General features: G+C 35.1%; 12 protein-coding genes. 7 read left to right on the plus strand and 5 right to left on the minus strand.

Annotated elements, in window-relative coordinates; all coding sequences use genetic code 11:
• Positions 1-769 precede the first annotated feature (769 nt).
• From PC_RS06415 to PC_RS09995, 4 genes are all read left to right on the plus strand, one after another.
• Positions 770-2,593 carry an ABC transporter ATP-binding protein gene (locus tag PC_RS06415; RefSeq protein ID WP_011175882.1) on the plus strand — a complete coding sequence of 608 codons (1,824 nt, stop codon included), beginning with the start codon at positions 770-772 and terminating at the stop codon, positions 2,591-2,593.
• A gap of 492 nt (positions 2,594-3,085) precedes the next feature.
• On the plus strand, positions 3,086-3,373 hold the full coding sequence (locus PC_RS06420) for a redoxin domain-containing protein (RefSeq protein ID WP_011175883.1): 288 nt from the start codon (positions 3,086-3,088) through the stop codon (positions 3,371-3,373).
• An 85-nt stretch (positions 3,374-3,458) separates the two neighbouring features.
• A complete protein-coding gene (locus tag PC_RS06425; protein WP_044045109.1) occupies positions 3,459-3,983 on the plus strand; it encodes a DsbA family protein in 525 nt (174 codons plus the stop codon).
• Positions 3,984-3,992: 9 nt separating this feature from the next.
• Positions 3,993-4,529, plus strand: a complete 537-nt coding sequence (locus PC_RS09995) for a GNAT family N-acetyltransferase (RefSeq protein WP_052278672.1) — start codon at positions 3,993-3,995, stop codon at positions 4,527-4,529.
• 73 nt (positions 4,530-4,602) lie between these two features.
• On the opposite strand, the gene PC_RS06435 is transcribed toward PC_RS09995, so the two are convergent.
• Together PC_RS06435 and PC_RS06440 are read right to left on the minus strand one after the other, a co-directional pair.
• Entirely contained in the window at positions 4,603-5,208 is a 606-nt protein-coding gene (locus PC_RS06435) for an NADPH-dependent FMN reductase (RefSeq protein WP_011175886.1), read from the minus strand.
• 153 nt (positions 5,209-5,361) lie between these two features.
• On the minus strand, positions 5,362-5,928 hold the full coding sequence (locus PC_RS06440; protein WP_011175887.1) for a DNA-3-methyladenine glycosylase I: 567 nt from the start codon (positions 5,926-5,928) through the stop codon (positions 5,362-5,364).
• Between the two features lie 941 nt (positions 5,929-6,869).
• On the opposite strand from PC_RS06440, the gene PC_RS06455 reads away from it, so the two are divergent.
• Positions 6,870-12,164 (plus strand): DUF294 nucleotidyltransferase-like domain-containing protein, encoded by a 5,295-nt coding sequence (locus PC_RS06455; protein WP_011175890.1) that lies wholly within the window; start codon positions 6,870-6,872, stop codon positions 12,162-12,164.
• A gap of 863 nt (positions 12,165-13,027) precedes the next feature.
• On the opposite strand, the gene PC_RS06460 is transcribed toward PC_RS06455, so the two are convergent.
• Both PC_RS06460 and PC_RS06465 read right to left on the minus strand, forming a co-directional pair.
• Complete coding sequence (locus PC_RS06460; RefSeq protein ID WP_011175892.1) at positions 13,028-14,497, minus strand: Npt1/Npt2 family nucleotide transporter; 1,470 nt, start codon at positions 14,495-14,497, stop codon at positions 13,028-13,030.
• Positions 14,498-14,699: 202 nt separating this feature from the next.
• Positions 14,700-15,047: an arsenate reductase family protein gene (locus tag PC_RS06465; protein WP_011175893.1), complete on the minus strand. Its 348-nt coding sequence runs from the start codon at positions 15,045-15,047 to the stop codon at positions 14,700-14,702.
• A 938-nt stretch (positions 15,048-15,985) separates the two neighbouring features.
• On the opposite strand from PC_RS06465, the gene PC_RS06470 reads away from it, so the two are divergent.
• Positions 15,986-16,657 carry a tetratricopeptide repeat protein gene (locus tag PC_RS06470; RefSeq protein ID WP_011175894.1) on the plus strand — a complete coding sequence of 224 codons (672 nt, stop codon included), beginning with the start codon at positions 15,986-15,988 and terminating at the stop codon, positions 16,655-16,657.
• 13 nt (positions 16,658-16,670) lie between these two features.
• Positions 16,671-19,118: an ADP-ribosyltransferase gene (locus tag PC_RS06475; protein WP_011175895.1), complete on the plus strand. Its 2,448-nt coding sequence runs from the start codon at positions 16,671-16,673 to the stop codon at positions 19,116-19,118.
• Positions 19,119-19,278: 160 nt separating this feature from the next.
• Here PC_RS06475 and PC_RS06480 read toward each other — a convergent pair whose 3' ends face one another.
• On the minus strand, positions 19,279-20,646 hold the full coding sequence (locus tag PC_RS06480) for a hypothetical protein (protein ID WP_011175896.1): 1,368 nt from the start codon (positions 20,644-20,646) through the stop codon (positions 19,279-19,281).
• Positions 20,647-20,863: the final 217 nt, after the last annotated feature.

Consider the following 20,863-nt stretch of genomic DNA (forward strand, 5'->3'; position numbering starts at 1 on the left):
AGCCGCGATATTTTTATAACTTTACAAATGCATTTTAACGAGCTATGAATAAAAAGTTTATTGGCCACAAAACTTCCATTGTCATTCTAAATGTTTATGAAATTCGATTTCATTACCAAGTCCCGTCCGGTAACGAGTAAAATTACAAAATACCATGAGTTAAATTTATTTATTCGAGGCAATCTGGTTTAAATCAGCATTGACCAAATCTTATTTCAAAAAATTGTTAAGCATAAAAAATATGGGAAAGGTTCGAATAAATAGCCCTTGTTGTTTTGTGTAGTTTCTTAAAATAATTAACCAAATTTATTATCTAAAAATATCTCTTTAACAACTTACCTTAAGTTAAATATTTGCAAAATAGTAGATCTGGAACAAGATTTGATCATCTGTAATTTTTATCAAACCCTAAAAAATTTAAGTTTTCACCTTGATTAAGGGCTTTTTTATTACTTCAGAGTCAGTAAATTAAGCGAATAAGTTGGCATTGCTTGAATTAAATTCACTTTTTACCCTAATTGTATTTTTTTATTCAGCGAGTTTAGGAAAAAATCACAACGATTCTATTTTCAAAAAATTAAGAAGATTGTAAAAATTTTTTAGTTAAAACTCTGAATTCTGGATTCATACATGAATTTGAGCATCATAGATACTTTTTTGTAGGGAGATAAATATTCTTCGTTTAGAGTAAAAAGGCAGCGCAAGCAATCATTTGTTCATTTAGCCTGTTTTTTTTCAAAATTCCAGGTTCACAGGAGAATCATCAATTATGCCACAAGCGACTTTGCCTAAAACATTCCCGGCCTTTTTTTGGTTTTTTTTAAAAAAGCAGTGGAAATGGCTTTTATTTGCACAAATATTCAGTTTCGCATGGTCACTTGACCATACGTTGTGGCCTTACGTTATCATGACATTAATCGATACAATTACTAATTTTGCTGGGCCACAAGCTGAAGTATGGCACGCTCTAGCGAAACCTATTATTATGGGTATTTCCTTGTGGTTAGGCGTTGAAATTTCTTTCCGTCTAGCTGGCTTTATAATCGCTTACATTGTTCCTAAAATTGAAGCTGATATTAGAATGAGTATGTTCCAATATGTGATGCATCATTCTCATCAATATTTCAGTAGCCATATGGCTGGTTCTATCGCAAATAAAATTGCTGACTTGCCGCAAAGTTTAACTAGACTTCTCACACTGATTGTCCAACTCTTTTTACCTGCTTGCTTAGCTCTAATGATATCAACAACTATGTTTGCATTTATCAACCCATTCTTTGCCCTCATTTTAATTAGTTGGGTGATTATTCATATGGGAATCTGCCTTGCCTTCTCTAAAAAATGTGATGATTATTCAAACACTCATGCAGAATCTCGAACACTTCTTTCAGGAAAAATTATTGATAGCTTATCGAATAATGCGAATATTCGTTTATTTTCAAGAAGCCAATTCGAAGCTAGTTATTTGTCATTTTTCCAAGAAGATGAGTTAAACAAACATTGGCGATCTCTGTTTTATATGGAGAAAATGAAAATTGCTTTAGGCATTGCTTGTTTTTTAGGTGCCTGCATCGCACTCAACTGGTACATGCTATACAGTTGGCAACAAGGTGAACTCTCCGCAGGTGAAGTTGTTTTCATTTTTAATACAACATGGAACATTACTATCATGGCTTGGTTAGCTGGTTTAGAACTCCCGCAAGTTTTTAAAGAAATTGGTATTTGCAAACAAGCTTTGACAGTTATTCAAGATACGCATGATATTATAGATAGCCCTTTCGCTGAGCAGCTTACCATCCATCAAGGAAAAATTATCTTCGATAATGTGACATTTCGTTACCAAAAACAACAAAGCCTCTTTCAAAACATGAATATTACGATCGAAGCTGGCCAAAAAGTAGGACTTGTTGGATTTTCAGGGTCGGGTAAAACAACTTTTATCAATCTTATTCTAAGAAATTACGATATTGAAAGCGGACGTATACTTATCGACAATCAAGACATCTCTAAAGTGACTCAAACTTCTCTTAGAGAGCAAATCTCAATCATTCCACAAGACCCTACTCTTTTTCATCGCTCATTAATAGATAATATTCGTTATGCAAGACCAGATGCAACAGATGAAGAGGTCATCGAAGCTTCTAAACAAGCTCATTGCCATGAATTTATTTTGAAGCTTCCCGATAAATATCAGACACTCGTCGGAGAAAGAGGCTCAAAATTATCTGGGGGTCAACGCCAAAGAATTGCAATTGCTCGCGCGATTTTAAAAAATGCTCCTATTTTAATTTTAGACGAAGCCACTTCAGCTTTAGATTCTGTCACAGAAAGAAACATTCAAGAAGGACTAGAATTTTTAATGAAGGATCACACAAGTCTTGTGATTGCTCATCGTTTATCAACATTGTCGGGTATGGATCGTATCTTAGTTTTTAAAGAAGGAAAAATTATTGAAGATGGCACCCACGAAGAGCTTATTCAAGCGGACCAACATTACGCGAATATGTGGGAGATGCAAGTAGGAGGCTTCTTAATAGACAATTACGATGAGTTAGAAGATGAAGAAAGTGAAATAGATTCATCAGTTTATTAATAACCTGGACAATTGTTCAGGTTATTAAAGCCCGTTCTAAATCCTTCAAACCTTCTATAGTTTCAATTTCGATGGATAAACAAATTAATTGATCTGTCATTCTTAATGTTTTCCTCTTTTTAAGGAATGAACACATGTGTCATTGAAGTGAAATATTCAATTAAACTTTCCGCTAAGCAAGTAATCGATAACGTTTTAACATAGCTATAATCTCTTCTAATAAATCTTTTAATTGAATAAAAATTCCTTCGTCCAAAGCCTCTCATTTGTTTTCCTTGGCAAAATGGTTATGAAAAAGACACTCTCAAAAAGAGTCATTTTTTAATAGAGTCCATTTTTTTCATAAAAAATTCAAGTAAGGTTCTTTCTTGTTCATTCAAGGAGGTTTATATGGTTGCTCTAAAAGCTGGAACAAAAGTGCCTTCCTTAACTCCTTACAGGGCCTAATTACTTACTACCTCTTTATGAATTTGCAGAAAACTTCTTAAATCTTTGCCCTTTATCCCCCTAATTGAAGTCCTGCTCTGCAACAATCAATTAACGTTATATAATGAAGTTATAGAGAAATTTAAACGGTTTAAAGCACAATTTGTTGAAATTTCTGTCGCGGAAATTTGTTCCCATTTAGCTTTTTTCCACCAAAAAAAATTAGGTTTTCCATTATTGTCAGATTTTGAGCCAAAAAAAGAGATATTCAAGGCGTATGGAGTATTTCGAAATGAAGAAGGAGTATCTAAGAGAGCTCTTTTTGTCATCAATGGAAAAGGAATTATTCTCTGAAGCGATGTTTCTCCGATCGATATTAAACCAGGAACTGAGGAAATCTTAAAATCTTAAAAAAATTGTCTATCAAAGGAGATCATTGATGCCTCAATTATCTACACCCATTTCTGAAAAAGATCATATTTTAGGCAATCTAAATGCTCCTGTAGTCTTGGTAGAATATGGAGACTATCAGTGCAAAACATGCGCCTTAACTCATCCCATTGTCAAGCAACTCTTAAAAGAGATGCGCGGACAATTATGTTTTGCATTTCGTCATTTCCCACTTAAAAACTCTCATCCATTAGCATTTATTGCTTCTCAAGCTGCAGAAGCGGCAGCATTACAAAATAAATTTTGGCAAATGCATGAATGTCTTTATCATCATCACCATGCTCTAAGTTTAGAAGCTTTTCCAAGTTATGCCGAAGAAATTCAATTGAATATCAAATTGTTTAATGAAAACTTACAAAATCCTTCTCTCATTTCTTGTATTGAAGAAAATTTTTGTAGCGGTTTAGATAGTGGTGTTAATGGAACACCCTGTTTTTTTATCAATAAAGAACGTTATGATGGGGATCGATCTTATGATACTTTATTGTCCGCTCTAAAAAATGCTGTCAGCTGATATAAATCGATGAGGATTTACTTTCAATTTTTAGAAAATCAACATGTGCCATTAATTTATGCTTGGTTTCAAACCCCGCATATTAAAAAATGGTACGGATCGGAACAAGAATGGACAATTGAAGCAATTGAAAAAAAATACAACCCTCATCGACTACAGGCCAATAAAATTGCTGCCTTCATCATTTATTACAAACAAATTCCAATAGGTTATATCCAAAAGTATTCTGTTAGCGATTATCCCTGGGAAGAGCTTGATTTGTCTAAACTTGCTTCTAAATTAGCAGGAATAGATTTATTTATTGGAAACCCCACCTACCTTTATCAAGGCTTCGGGCAGCTTATTTTAAAACAATTTTTAACCCAACAGATTCAACCTTACTTTCAAGAATGTTTAGTGGATCCTCGTTGTGATAATTATGCTGCTATTCGCTGTTATGAAAAAGTCGGTTTTGAATTTTATCAAACTGTACTTTGTGGCCGAGAAGCACTTTGCATAATGAAAAAAAATTTAACGCATCATTTGGTAGAGATACCAAAGAGTTAAATGTAAGTAACTCTATCACCTACACTTACAATTGCCCCAGAATATCTGGTGGCAATCATAGATTTTATTCAAATTAATGAAGAAGTTCTTGAATTTCTTTTTTAAGCTTTTCTTTTATAATAGGATCTTGCAAATTTCCTTGAGAATCAAACGCTTGATGAGCATTTGACAAAGCCACTTGTTCAGACACAACTTTTCCCCCTACACCTTCAATCACTGCACGCAAATGATCAAGAGCATGTGAACCCCCACTAGGTGATGGAGAAGCACTCAAAATAGCAAATTTCTTACCGGTAAAAGCATCACGAGACGGCTTCCCTTGTTCGTTGCGTGTTGCCCAGTCAATGGCATTTTTTAAAACACCGGATAAAGAACCATTATATTCTGGAGTTGAAATAATAATTGCCTGGCTTTCCATCATCAGCTGACGCAATTTTTTAGCATTTTCTGGTAAACCTTTCGCGTTTTCTAAATCTCCATCATAAAATGGAATAGAATAATCACGAAGATCAATGATTTGAACCTTCGCTCCCATTTCTTCGGCTATTTTAGCCGCTTGGTGCACGAACTTTTTATTCAAAGAATCTATTTGCGTGCTTCCCGAGAATGCCAGAACTTTCAATTCTGCTGCTAAAGAACTAGTTAAAACTAAACCTATGCATAACATCCATTTTAACATGACTCACCTCGATTTAAATATTTTATATTTTAGACATAACAATTTACAGAGAATTAAAATGATGGCACATTAAAAATTTACTTAATATGATTTTTTACCTATCAATTTACTTTTATTCTTTGATAAAAAAAATTTTATTCGTTTATTGAATGCTCAATGCTTAGATGGATGGCAAAAGCAATCTATTGTATGATCGTTAACCAATCCGCAAGCTTGCATATAAGCATACATAATTGTTGCTCCAACGAATTTAAATCCCCTTTTTTTCAAATCTTTACTAAGAGCTAAAGATTCTTTTGTTTCCGCAGGTACCTGCCTAATCGTTTCCCATTGATTCTGGATGGGTTTCCCGTTTACAAATTGCCAAATATAGGTATTAAAGCTTCCAAATTCTTCTTGAACCTTTAAAAAGTGTTTTGCGTTTGCAATTGTTGACTCAATTTTTAATCGATTACGAATAATGCCCGGATGCAAAAGTAACTCATTTTTTTTCTGCTCATCGTAGGTGGCAACGATATGAGGATCGAAAGAGGCGAAGGCTTGCCGATAATTTTCACGTCGTTGAAGAACCGTTTGCCAACTCAATCCCGCTTGAGCTCCTTCTAAAATTAAAAATTCAAAATGTTTATGGTCATCATGAACCGGAATTCCCCATTCTTCGTCATGGTAAGCAACATACAAAGGGTTGTTTAATTGCACCCAATCACAGCGTTTAAGCATATAAAAAACCTGATTAAAAATTAAGATGTGGAATAAAAATAACGAAGTAAACCCTTCCTGTCAATCTAGGGTTAAAACATACTTATAAGTTAATTTAGTTCTCATATTTAAATTAAATAAAATTATCCCTTAATTTATTCTTGCAATCCTTCAAATAGGTTTCTAATTAGTTAAACTTAATAGATTCGAATAAATTTATTCAAAACATTGAGTAACACTTTAATAATAGACGTATTTTAACCTAGGCAAATTTTTCAAACTTTATGAATACTTTTACGTTCAAATCATAAAAAATGTATTGTTTTTTGTTTGCCAATGATACTCTCTACAATGTTTTGAAATTTAACGCTCTCTTTGATGCAAGACCTGATAAATGTAGCATTCATATCGTTTGTAGTTATCGTTTCCTCTTTTTTTCTTGCCTTGAAGTTACAAGGAAACGCATTTTCCATTGAATCTTTACATAGAAATTTCATAGGTTACATAAAAATTTTCTTTAGACATGTAGCCCTCTTCCTTTTTAAAATCTGATATATTTTAACTTTTTTAAAACTATCGTTGCGTAAAATAATTTAATTTTTTAAATTCCAGAATTTACAAATAACACATTTTGTAAACTAAATCTTTTTTACTTTATTATAAGCAAATCTATAGCGCTCAATAAATTTTTAAAAAAAGAATTAACTTAGGATGAGCTTGAACATTTGTTGAAATCTATCCATTAATGGCAAATGTTAGGATCGTTGCTACCTAAAGGTAGAGATGCGAAACAAAGAATATCCCTATGCGCCATAAAAAAATTTGTCATACCGCTTTTTGGATACCCATATCTTTGGTTAACTTTTATAGTATTTTTTTCAAATTTTAAATTGATTGAGGTATTTCTTTTTGATAGTATCTTTTCAATTTGAATTTTTGTTAAATCAAAGGATAGCCAAGTCATGCAAAGTACTCATCCTATCTCGCCCCAATCTTTTAGTGAACAACCAGCAATATTCCGATATTTAGCTAGTCTTGATGCGACTACAGTAGCGATTACAGAGAACAAATACCCTAAAGCTATCGAAAATTTTAATGTTTTCATGGCCTATTTGCCCTCTCATATTGAAAGAGAAGTGCTGAAAAAGGCTTTTGAATGCCTCTTCACACTTATTCCTGTTATTGAGACACCTCAAGAGATAGAAGAAAGCGTACGCCTCTTGCTCAATTTGGCTGTAGACCCTTGTTTTGCAGAAGATCAACAGCGATTAGCTAGCGAACTGGCCAAGTGGCACTACAAAAAAGGAAAAAAAACGGAGCTAGAGGATAAACAATTTAAATATTTCATGGATGCCATTCACTATGTAGGAAAGGCACAAATCATTTCTGAGGCTTCCGCAGACCTTCAACGCTTAGCCTCGCGCCTTTTTAAAGTTGCTTTAACGTCTCTTGCCGTTTTTAAGCAACGCTTAGAACTAGCAGTGGGGAAAAACGATAGCCAGCAAGTGATACAACTCGTCACCAATCTTGAAACGCGCTTTGAATCGATCTGCTGCGAGGGTGAAAAGCATGCTTTGATTAAATTATTCTATAAACAAGTGCGTACAGTTGTTTCGCATACGTTAAGGACACGGGGGCTAGAACGAATAGAGTCAAGTGGGCTACGTAACCTAGATGAAACAATGCGCCATTACTTAACAAGTGACCCTCTTCCCACTGATTGTTTTATCACAACTCAATACCGAGAGAAATTAAAGGCTTATCGCGACAGTTTTCGCGAATCGTATGAAGAAATTAATCCGCAACAATTTACGATTGAAGAGGTGCGTGCTTTTCAAAAAAAAGTTTCCGAGTACTTGCTCACTTTTCTGCAAGCTTTAGTCGAAGATGCGATTGCCATTTTAGGAGATCCTCCGTGTTCGTACGATTTGCGAGCAATGGGGTCCCTAGCCAAAGAAGAGGTCTGCCCTTACTCCGATTTAGAATGGTGCATTCTCATTGAAGCAATTGAGCATCGTCCCTACTTTGTAAAATTAGCTCGCCTGTTAGAACTACAAATAATAGGCTTAGGAGAGGATCCGGCACAAGGGCTGCCCGTCTTTACTTACATCGGGGCTAAACACCGCTCCGGTTTGCATATCGATTCTGGAGGCAATCCAGCTGTTGTCACTGATCTTATCCATACCCCCGATGGATTAGCTCAGATGCAAAAAATGGAAGAATATCCTTCTAATTCATCTAGTAATACGTTGCGCAAAACCATTTCTTTTCACCAAAATAACCCAAAACTCTGTGACAGATATCAAAAGAAAATGAGCGCTTATCTCGATAAAAAGTTGCCACAAACAAAAGAAATCAGGCGTAAGAGCCAGGCTTTGCAGCTGCTGACAGATCGACTAAAGACGTATGAAGAGATTTGGCATGATCCTTTTCAAGGCCAGGTCATTGATCTAAAAAAACACTACTCGGAGCTGCTCAATCATTTTTTAAATGATTTATCCTTTTATTTTGACATCGAAGGATCCAATACACTCGATCTTATCGACAATCTCGTGAAAGAGAAATTCCTTACACCTGAAAGTGGCTTCTTATTGCAAGAAGCGGTTGCAGCCGTTTATCTAAAAAGAGTGGGCCTCCATTTTAAGCATAAAGAACAAAAAGAAGAGGTTAGCCTAGAAGAGCTGGGTAGTGAAAGAAAAATCTTTGAAAAGGTTTATTGGCTTGTGCTGCGCCCTCTTTACCGCAAATTAAAGCATGGCATCTCTAAACTGGACTCCCATTTTCAGTACATCGACCTTTTTCAAGGAACGTATTATGACGAGGAGTTGCAACCTGCTGAAATAGAAAATCTCAAGCCCTGGATGACTCATTTCGTGCATCACCTCGTTTCCAGGCAACGGGCTAACGCGCTTGATTCAGATCAGGCTTGGCTTTGGCATGAAGCTTACTACCAAAGACTGTCACACATGACCTTTGCAGAACCTTTAAGAGAGATCTATCTTAATGTTTTGAATAGCTATCCGGAAGAGGGAAACTTGGCTACGTTAAGCGCCCATCTGGCCTCTATCCCCAATCCCAATGGGGTTAGGCAAAGCCAGCGCTTGGAAGAAGAGCAGTTTAAACAAGCAATTCTCGCGATGACAACCGACCAGCCGGATCCAGATGATTCTTTCCAAGTCAAGGTTCGCTGCCCGGCAGTGCCCGATGCTCAGTATCTCAACCAGGCCGTATGTGAACAAATTTTAGAAGTAACGGGCAATCTCAAACGACAATACAAAAATAGCGCTCACCCCGTGGCGAGTGCCTCCTATGGCGGCTACCAGCTGCACTTTAAACAAAAACCAACCCATCCGCTACTGGAATATGCCATTCATGCGCTGACGGCACGCATTGCGGGGCACTTGAGCCCTCCGACGCAGCTAGCCCGCTTTGAAGTCGACATCAAAGGAAAAAAACGGATTTATCCCGTCTTAATTTCCAAAACCATTCAAGGGCAAACGTTAGAAAACGCAGAAAATCTAGATGTCAAGCAACTGACCTGGGCTTGCCTGTGCGCCTTATTGACCCGTCCAGGCGATGGGCGGTTTCCCAATTACGTGGTTGAAGAGGGGACACGGCGCATTTTCTGCGTCGATAATGATATTTCTTTTGTCGAAGCTGTCATTCACTATTATTTTGGACATAAAGTGCAGTTTTCTTCCGCTCTTTTTTGCCTGGATGCTAAGTACCATTTAGACCCTGAGGTGTTAGAGGCTTTTATTCATTTGAAGCCCAACCTCATCCTCAATAGTTGGCTCGAAGATTTAATCCAAAAAGATGAAAGCTACTGCACTCTTCAGCTCTTTACCCCCGAAGAGGAAAAACGTTTATATGAGGAAGATTCGGAAGATCGCTTTAAGGGAACGCTTCTTTTGCGCAGCGGCACAGTGACAAATGTACTCGTGCAATTTTACCATCTGCAAGACTGCTTGCGCCAAGCCTTAAAAGCAAAGAAGAAACTCATCCCTCTCGATCTTTTACCCTATCTCGTCTCCTTACGGGGCAGTCAAATGCAAACCTTGGACCGCTGGGTTTACCCCAAATATAAACAAGCCGTCGCGAGCAGTTTAGCGCCCAAACAAAGACTACAAAACGCCATCGACCGTCAAGTAGACATTTCTCTCACTTCCGCCCAAGCCGACGCAGCTAGCTTTGGCAAGCCCCCGACGTTTGAAGAAATTCAACAGCGCAAAGAATACTCTCCCGAAAAAGCCCAAAGCGAGCTTTTTGCGTTTACCTTAAATCGATGCGCTTCCCATGTTTTGTTTGGCGAAAACCAAGAAGAAGAGTGGATTGAAGCTGATTTTAAACGCATGGCCAAAGGGAAAGCACCTGATCGCGAGCGGCAACGCCTTGTGCTAAACGCCTTAATCTTTTTAATGAAAAATAAAGGTCTTCGACCCAAAAAAGTGACTTTGATGAACTGCGCTGTTTTAGATCACGCCACCTTAAAACCTTTCTTGCATATTGACCTTACCTATTTAAATGTAAGCGGCTGCCCGCTTATCAAAGAAGAGGCGATTCAGGAAATCGAAAAACGCTCCCCTAACCTCAAACAACTTTATTTAAACCGCTGCGCTCAGCTACGCACGTTTGAAAAATCACGCTTTCCGCTCACATCAACCTATTTGCAGTTTGCCAAATTAGAAGAATTACAACTTAAGAGGTGTGTGGCGCTTGCCTCGATTCAGCTAGATGCTCCTCTTTTGCATACCTTAAAAGCCGATAAAAATCCCCATCTAAAGACGCTTTCTTTCACAACAAGTGATCCGTATGTCAGAGGAAGCTTTACAAGTTGTCTGGCTTTAAATTTAAAAACGGTCAGAGAAGTAGGAGTGAGGAGAATTTTAAAAGAAATAAAAAATCCAAAAATTGACCATTCACGTTTATTTCAACTTTATATGAATGATTCTGGGACCATCGCGCTTGGCTTTTCTCGCGTTGGAATAAACGATAAGGAAGCGGAAATTATTGCTAATGCTCTTGCTCTCAATACGGCTCTAAGATCACTCCGGCTTCAAAATAACCAAATTAGCGATAGAGGAGCAGAGGCTTTTGCTCGCGCTCTTGCTTCCAATGCGACTCTTAAGGCACTCTGGCTAGACAATAACCAAATAAGCAATGAGGGAGCGGAAGCAATTGCTCAAGCTCTTGCTTCCAATACTGCTCTTAGAGAACTCTATCTCGGCAATAACCAAATAAGCGATAAGGGAACCGAAGCAATTGCTCAAGCTCTTGCTTCTAATACGACTCTTGAAACACTCTGGCTCGATAATAACCAAATAAGCTTTAAGGGAGTGAAAGCACTTGTTCAGTCTCTTGCTTTCAACACTACTCTTAAAGTAATCCACCTTAACAGTAATAAAATAAGCGATGAAGGAGCGGAAGCAATTGCTCAAGCTCTTGCTTCCAATACGACTCTTAAAATACTAGATCTCGGCAATAACCAAATAAGCGATAAGGGAGGGAAAGAAATCGGTAAGGCTCTTGCTTTCAATACTGTTCTTAGAAGGCTCTATCTCCGCAATAACCAAATAAGCGATGAAGGAGCCGAAGCAATTGCTCAAGCTCTTGCTTCTAATACGACTCTTGAAACACTCTGGCTCGATAATAACCAAATAAGCTTTAAGGGAGTGAAAGCACTTGTTCAGTCTCTTGCTTCCAATACGGTTCTTGAGAACCTCTCTCTTAACGGAAACCAAATCAGTAATAAGGGAATGGAAGCTCTTGCTCAGGCTCTTGCTTCTAATAGGAAACTTAGGGAAATCTCTCTTAACGGAAACCAAATCAGCGATGAGGGAATGGAAGCTTTTGCTCGCGCTCTTACTTCCAATACTGCTCTTAAGGTGCTCCATCTTGGAAGTAACCAAATAAGTGATAAGGGAGCAGGCGCTCTTGCTCAGGCTCTTGCTTCCAATACTGCTCTTAGAGAACTTTATCTCGGCGATAACCAAATCAACGATAAGGGGGCCGAAACAATTGCTCAAGCTTTTGCTTCCAATACGAAACTTGAAACACTCTCTCTTAAAGGAAACCAAATAAGCGATGAAGGAGCGAAAGCAATTGCTCAAGCTTTTGCTTCCAATACGAAACTTGAAACACTCTCTCTTAGAGGAAACCTAATCAGCGATGAAGGAGCGAAAGCAATTGCTCAAGCTTTTGCTTCCAACACTAATCTTAAAACAATCTATTTTAACAATAATAGATATAGGCGATGAGGAAGTGAAAGCAATTGCTCAGGCAATACTAATTTGAAATAATTGAACTCAACAAACTAATAAAATTACGAAGAACTTTCATTTACAAATAGAGTTCAAACTAACAAACTAGCAAAACAGCTATGAATTAATAGATAAAAAACTAACCCAGGGAATAAAAGCCATTAAACAGGAACCAGAATAGTACATACATGACGTAGTAAATCTGTCAGTTGAAGAAGAGTTAAGCCGCTATTTGGTTTCAGAAAAGTTGAAGCTCAATTTTCTATAAAACCTGCAGCAGTAGTTAGTGAGAGTTGGAAAAAAAGGATAAACAAAGATTAAAAAAAAATATTCAGGAAATAGAAACAAAGCTTAAAGATTACCTAGAGCAGAAAAAATACTTAGTATGGGATCTTGAGATAATGATTTTAATTAGAAAAGGATTAGAAAAATTCACAACGAATAACAAAAGTATATAAAACATCTTGAGTTAATTCAGAGTTCGTATACTTGATAATAGAAATACTTTACTTAAGTTTCCAACTTTTGCTTTTTGAATTTACAAGCTTTTCTTGGTAGCCTTCTCTTTTGTCTCTTTAACACTAAAAAATAAGGATGCACTTTTTTAAGTTGATTTGCTTTCCAATAATGTCGTTGAAAAAGGGACGCAACGCATTTTCTTGGTAAATAATGATATTTCTTTTGTAGAATCCGTTGTATCCACTACTGTTTCGGACATAAAGTGCATTTTTTCTTCCATTCTTTTTTTGCCTCTAAATTCCCCGTTAGTGGCGTCTATAAAAAAATCATTTAATTGTTTCTACAGACAGCAAAATTGATTTTTTACTATTTATTATCTACCTACTTTGCGCGGTAATTGATTATCCATGGGAAGCTTCTATAAAGCGATGGTTTTCATTTTTACCAGACAGCTGCCCACCCAATTTTTTCGTAGCAAAAATCGAAATTCCAATCATTATAATGGATACAACTCCAATTAATAAAATATGTTCGGAAGCAATTCCAAAGGCAATAAGAAGAAATTGATAAAAACAAGAAGCGCCAGATTTTCCCAAACGAGAGCCAATGCTATCAATTACAGATTTAGCATACGTTCTTTTTTCTGTTTCAATAGAAAGAAAAGCTATTTCTTTACTAGTATCAAAAATTGTGTACTTCGCAGACATGCTAAAAACATAGCAAATAGATCCTAGTGTCACTATCAATTGAGTTGGGGAAAACTGAAAAAAAGAAGCAATTTCCGCTAACAGCTCTTTAGGCATAAGAAGCGATGAAAAAAAAGCAGAGCTTGTGATTAATAAACATAAAGGGGTTGTGAGGGCAATTTGCGTCCAAGTAAACTTTCTAAAAATCCAGCTTGATAACAAGGCTATACAAACAGCACCAGTCCCAATTAAAGAAGTCAATTGATTAATATAAGCATTGTAGGCTTGAGGTGTCGGGTGTAGTTGCCTAATATTTTCTTTCCAAATAACTTCAATTAGATTCGTTGTCAGTCCAAACCCCACTACCAATACAGCTATACAAAGTAAGGGACCTGTTCTTAAAACATCCATAACATTATCTTTGAAAGAAGAGGGAGCTATTTGTTTTTTTACTTTTTGTTTAATTGCCGAAAAATCAGTTGTAAGAGCCAGCCGTCTATTAATAATCATAATTAAAAGGCCGCAAACACAGACAATACCAATCATCCATTGCAGGGTTCTTTCCCATGACATGAAATCAGACAAATGTTGACATAAGAAATGAGAGAGCTGACCAGAAATAATTCCTGCCATATTTCCAACGAACATACAGAGGGGGTAAAATTTTTTGGCTTCTACTAAAGAAGTCGTATCACTCACATAACCCCAAAAAAGGATAGATAGAATGAGCATCGACCATAATTCTGCCGTTAAATAAAATAGAGTGTAATGCCAATAGCTTACCATGGCAACAAACCCTTTCGCTCCAACAGGTAAAATCATATGTAAATAATCTGCAACATTTTCTAAATAAAAAAACTTGCGGAATGGATATAATACAAAAGCAAAGAAAAGATAGTTAACTAGTAAGAAAGAGCTAAAAATATAAAATGTTTTTTCTCTTCCAAATTTATTATAAAATTTAGCAAAAAAATAACTAGCACAAATGGCAAGAGGAAGCATTCCCCAAATTTTAATAAAAGGAATGATCTCTGCACCTGCATCACTTGCTGTGATAACAATCGTATCTTTGAGGTCTTTTAATGTATGATAAACAATGATAATTAGAAAAAATTGAAATAGGATCAAGCTACGCTTTTTTAAGATTAGTAAGGTAGAAGATACAGAATTTTGTTGATTTTTCATGGACTTTTTTTTTTGCAAAAAATTTTGCAAAAGAAAAAGCCGTTTAAGGGTGAATTTTAGTAAAATGCAATGACAATAAAGTTAATTATTTTTTTCTTATCGATCGCAAACCATTGTCATACTACAGTATTTCTTATTTATAAGCAACTAGGCAACCCAACTACTGTATTCACCTTTTTTATTGGTTTACGAATCCCCCATCTTATAAATAATAGTTCCATTCCTCTTCTTTAAATCCCACTAAACCAAATCCTTCTCCTAAAAAAAATGGTCGTTTCACAAGCATTCCATGCTTCGATAAAAGAACCAAAGCATCTTCCTTTGTAAGCGAGGGCATTTTTTCTGCGATTTGTAATTCTCGATAAAGTTTTCCCGAAGTGTTAAATAGCTTCTTTAAATTTTCGTTTTGATAATGAAACATTTTTTGCAATTCTTGTAAAGAAGGAGCTTGCTCAAGAATTTCTTTGCAAGTGAAAAAAAGTTTCTTTTGTTTCAAAAAGCGGATGGCTTGTTGACAAGTCGAACATTTAGAATAAACATAAATTATCATAAGTTAAATTTTACTCATCTATTATTTTATATGTTGAAGAATGTTTTGATAATTAGCTGGGTATAAGAGGAGTTTTATCTACTTGAATTGTCAAGCATACATTATTTTAATAATTTTGCCTTATTTTCATTTATTTTTATCTTTTATTATTTTTAGGCTGAATCAGCTTAAATGATGATAAACTAGAAGAATCAGAACATAATTGAAGAAAAAATTTAAGTGGAAAGTGATGAATAGATGAAAAATTTTAATATTTAGGAATAAGCAATTTTTTCAACCGACATTGGAAAAGTATTTTTTCGTCGGTACTATTCTCAGTGAATGTCTCTTTAAAAATTATTTTCTGTCTTAAATTCAGCTAACAAATAGACAGATTTTTGGTAACCAATTTTAACACTTTTATTTTTAGCCAGTTACTTTCAATATGGAAAAATTTTAGAGAAAACAAATTTAAAAGAAATAATTTTTCATCAAATAGATTTACCAAAAGCAAATTTTATAGATGCCAAAAACTACTTCTTCATTCTAAAAATTAAGCGTTTAAATAAAAAAGCCTTTTTTTACTTAGCCCGTAAGTAGTTTCTTTATTATTTTTTTTAATACCCCATTTTTTGTTTCTCATACCTTGCTTGCTTAATTAATGAATCAAATCATGATAAAATCAAATATTTAATTTTACGCTTTTTATTTCCTTATTATTGAAATCTTTTAATTCAAATTTTCATTTTATTAATATATCCATATTTTATTAAACATTCGACATCTACAAATATTTTTATTTTTAAAATCTAATTCTTTATTTTTAAATTTTTAAATTTAAACCGCTTAGATTAATTGGAATTAATTTAATTTTTTACTAAAAATTAAACATTATTTTTTTTAATTAGATTTAGTTTTATAATTAGAATTATAACAGAACTATTAATAAAAGTTTAATTATGACTAAAGATATCAAAGTAATTAATGAAAGTTTAATAGACGAGTTAATGAAGCAAGATGATGGCGTAAATCTCAACTCACCTTTTCCTATTGCAAGTCAATTGGAAGCTCGTCGCAATTACTATGCTCAAATTATCGAATTGAGCTGGTTCAAAGAAAGAATCAAAACAGGAATAGAAGCTTTGGTAGATGAAAATGAAGATTTCATGAATGTTAATTTAACAGAGCAAATATTTAGCACAACTATTCATCCTTCCACGGTAAACCATCATGCCATTTTTGCCATTGGTAAACGGCATCTTGAAACGGATCATTTCCAAACAAGTGCCGGCATTTTTACTGTATTAGCTATGCTAAAACCCTTGATTCCGTCGTATTGGTTTTGCTTAGGGTTATCGGAACAAAATTGTGGAAACTATGAACGTGCGATTCGCAGCTTTAAAACTGCGCACGATCTTGATAAAAATGATCTGTTTTCTAGCCTTCTCGAAATAGAATGTTGGCTGGAATTAGGCTATGATCAGGAGGCAGCACTACGATTCGAAAATATTGATAAACAGCTTCGAGACGTCTCTCATCTCTCTACAAATCAAGCTATATCTTTACAAGCTCTAAAGCAGAAATTAGAGAGAAAGATTCAGCAAATGAAAAATAAAAAAATACTTATATAATTGGGAGAAAAACATGCAACCTGAAGATGTAAGTAATAGCCATCACGTATCGTCTTTGTCATTAGGTGCATTTTCCTACACCTCCCTCATCGATGAGCCTGGTTTCGAGGAAATATCTCCGCATAGAAACCTTGAAAATATACTTAGCACCGTACCAGATTATGATGAAGCAGAATATTTGCACCCCTTAATATTTCGCATAGCAGCAGAACATTTACCATTAATTCCAAAAGATTTTTCTCCAGAAGAAGCTTATGAGTTATTAGAAAAATTATTTATAGATGTGAATTCACAAAATCTAGGAATAGAATTAAATTTCAATGATTTAAAAGAAATCCTTCTCAAGAATCCAATAGATAATGACTCATTTGAGGCAGAAATTGTGTCAACTTATGAGACCTTATTTGAACTAGCTGAAATTCAAATTCAAACAAACTATTTTTTGTCTTCATATGCACTTACTCCAGAATCATCCCAAAGTATCCTTGGCCAGGTCTTTACTGAAGCCACAATTGGCATAGAAAAAAGCAGAAAAACTACAAATAATGAAAAACTAATCCTTAACCATATGGGAGCCGATCCCCAAAAAAACGACTATCAAGCAAAACTAGACATTTTAGCTCAATATTATGAGAAGAATCCAAAACAAGCTGTCAAGCAATTAAAAAAACAAATAAAACCGCTTATTAAGCTAAATGCCATGATGAGAGAACACTATTCAGTACCGAATATTAACCTTTTAGGAAAAGAAACTCTTAATCGTATGTTATTATCTAATCCTGAATTTACAAAATTTTTACAAGATCCAGATTTAATCAAAGCCATTATTGCAATGGAAGTCATTGAAAGTATGGAAATTACAACCCCTCAAGAGGAAGAAGCACAGAGCATCGCTAAGGAAAGCAATAAGCTCTATATTGGTTTTTCCACAAAGGTTAGTACCGTGGTGCGCTTTTGCCTGCAATCACATCCAAATTCTTTATACCTGATTGTCCCCAACGGTAAAAAACTTGATCCTAATTATCTCAAAAAAGATAAAATTACGAGGACGAATTTATTAAAGATGACACAAGCTGTATATAAAACAACTCCAAAGAACGTTTCTTCTTCTAATCATCTTCTGAAAGCTAGTTGCTTTGATGCAGGTTACCAACCAAAGAATTGGGATAACCAACTTTTTATAGAATTTTCTTCATTTTGCACCAATCTAAAACAAAAAACTTCTGTTGAATTGAAGAAATTCGCAGAAACAAGAAAAGATTTAAGTGGATGGGTTGAAAGACAAGGTCCTGAAGAGTGTAAAGCAGGGATGAAGCTGCTATTTGAGCAATCTGGTATCTCAACAGAAATGGAACTAAAAGAGGTTGTTAAACGCTTAGCTTATTCTCCTGCATGGCTTCAACCTTTGATTGCTCATTTGTGTTTAGATCGTTTGCATTTTGGTGCTATCATGATGCTTGGTGATAACGAAGAAATGCTCATTCAGCTAGCAGATCAAAAGATTAGCTGTGCTGATTTATTTTTGGCTGTCGCTGACTATTTACACCACGAAGGTGTAAATAAAGGTAACGCCATTGCTGCTGAGGCTCTTTTTTCTCGAATGGCTCTTGTGAAAGATTATGGAATAGAGGAATTAGGCTGGTATGAGTTTATTCCCACCAAAAGTCCAATTCTTCAAGAAATAGAAGACAAGTTTGGTCCTATTACAACGAAAAATTATTTTGAAATGATCTTCTCTTTAAATAGTCAACTAAAAGGGCTTATTTCAAAATATGGAACGCTGGAGAAAATCGTAGAGGCAAACGATAAAGAACTCGCTAAGCGTTTGACGTTGTTACAAGGGCTACTGGCATCCAATCCAAAAGAAATTATCCAAGCAATCCACAAATATCACCAAAATCCCATGTTTCAATATATGGGCCCTTTAAAATTTATTTCATTTCTTGCTCAAAGCCATGCAAATCTTCCAGAAGAAAAAAATGTTCATGGACTCACTTCTCGTCAACGCGTTGCTTTATATGGATACACGACTGGTGATTATGCAATCATTAATCCTGCGATGAGAAAAGCAAAAGAAGGCAAAATAGAGGATCCTGGGTTAGCAGCTTATGTTTCTGATGCATTGAAAGGGATGTTGAAGCTTCCTGATTATCAATTAGAGGAAGACTCTGTCCACCTAGAACGATCTATTTTTACGGAACCTCCAGATAACCCTCTTTGGGGACAACAAACATTCATAAAAAACAAAGTTTTTAAAGATTTTGCTTTTGTCAGTACAACTCCTAAGTCGAACGTGAAAGGTGCGTGGAACTTAACTTACACAAGTACAAAAGGTGCAAAAGATGTAGGTCGTTATTCTGCATGGCCTGGCGAAAACGAAATACTTATTCTTCCGGGAATTGAGTATATTGTTGAAAATGTGGATAAAAACAATGTTACTTTAAAACTCAAAGAAGATTAAATTGGCATTGCACGGATTTGTGGACTTTACTTTAATTTCTGTCTAAATTCCTACTCCATTTAGGAGCTAAAAGCCTACTTAAAGCTTAACCGTTGACAGATGCTAAGATTTCAAGGAGAGAAAAACCCGGTTACGTTCTCTGAAGGTCTTAGCTTCTTATTTATGCAGTCACGATATGACAGCGGTTAAACATATGGCGTAAAGATTGTATGGTCTCTAACTCGGCATTTTTAATAATCACCTTCTCTAGGTTTAGACAATTTTCTAAAACCGCCAGATTTTTTAAAAGAATACACCCCGTTAGGTCAATCGTTTTTAACTGCTTAAATGAAGTGCCTACTTCTTCAATACTTTCTAATGCTAGGCAACCACTTAAATTCAGATGCTTAATATGTGTCAATTTTGAAGCTCCTCCTAAACTATAAAATTTGGGAGCATTTGTAAGAGTTAAGCGTGAAAGGTTAACAAGATTGGTAAATGGACTCAAAGATTGAATTTTGGCTTGATCCACCTCAAACTCATAAAAATCTCGAGACACGAGATTAAATAACTTTAACAACTGATTATTGCTTAATTCACAAACTTTGCGATTGCCTATAATTTTCACACAATGCTGAAGGATGGGTTTCAGGCAGCTCATTTTAATCTTCGCTCGAAATCCTTTCAGCGGACCTTTCTTTTTTATTAAATCTATGGCTAGATTTACTGAAGCATCGATACAAGATTGGCGAATTTCAGACAAATCAAGTCCATCAGTTTGTATAGAATCGAGGGAATCCCAGAACTTGCCTAAATCTGAAACACTTAAAGTAGATATCAATTGTAAGCAAGACTTTTCTAGCGTCGCTATCTGATGCTGCTTGGTAAAAAGATAAAATTTTAATAAGGTATTTTTATCGAGCAACTCAATGAAATTATTTTCAATTTTTTCTTGAATTGAAGGGCAAATCTCTAAATCATTTGCTTCTAAAACAAGGTTTAGGGCTTTCTCAACTTTTTTTGTATTTTTGAAAACACCCGTTTGAAGCGCTTTCACTATTTTGCGCCCTGCCTCTGGATGAGGAAGATCTAGCTTCAACTCTCCCGTAGCAGTTGCACTGGAATTTAAATCCATTTTTGCTAAAAGTTCTGATTGCGCACAAATCTTCAATTTATTCACAAGAATCGCTTTATCATTAATTACCACTCTTGCATTGGGATCGAGTATTTTGAAAATGTTGTGCTGCTCAAACCAATTGAAGTTTTGTTTAAAAATTTGGCGAATGTCTTCAGACGTTTCAGTAGAGATTTTTTCGCTGCTATAAACAGAATTAAATTCGACAACTATTAATTCTGTCAATTTAATGTGTGACTCTAACGCATTCTTGGGAATTTGATGAAAAAATTTAACTAAATCAGTAAAATTATTATTTTGCGAACTCGATGTATTTCCATTATCTAAAAAATAACTAAAAACTTCTTCATCCGTTGTTGCTGAAGTAACTTGGCTTGCTACTCGTGAAGGCAAGTAGTTAATTAAAGAGTTCATCGCTTAGTCTTTTTGTTATAAAAATTTTAAAGATTAATAAACTTTTAGCAAAAAATTTAATAAGAAAATGTGCTAGCAACAAATGTAATATTGCAAAAAACAATGTTTATATATGAATTCGATTCTTATTTTACTCTATTAATAATAAAAATGCAATTCTATTTAAATTTTAAGAATAAGTATAGTATTTAATTTTAATTTTTAAAAATATTTTGCG

The sequence above is a fragment of the Candidatus Protochlamydia amoebophila UWE25 genome (assembly GCF_000011565.2).
GTDB classification, from domain to species: domain Bacteria; phylum Chlamydiota; class Chlamydiia; order Chlamydiales; family Parachlamydiaceae; genus Protochlamydia; species Protochlamydia amoebophila.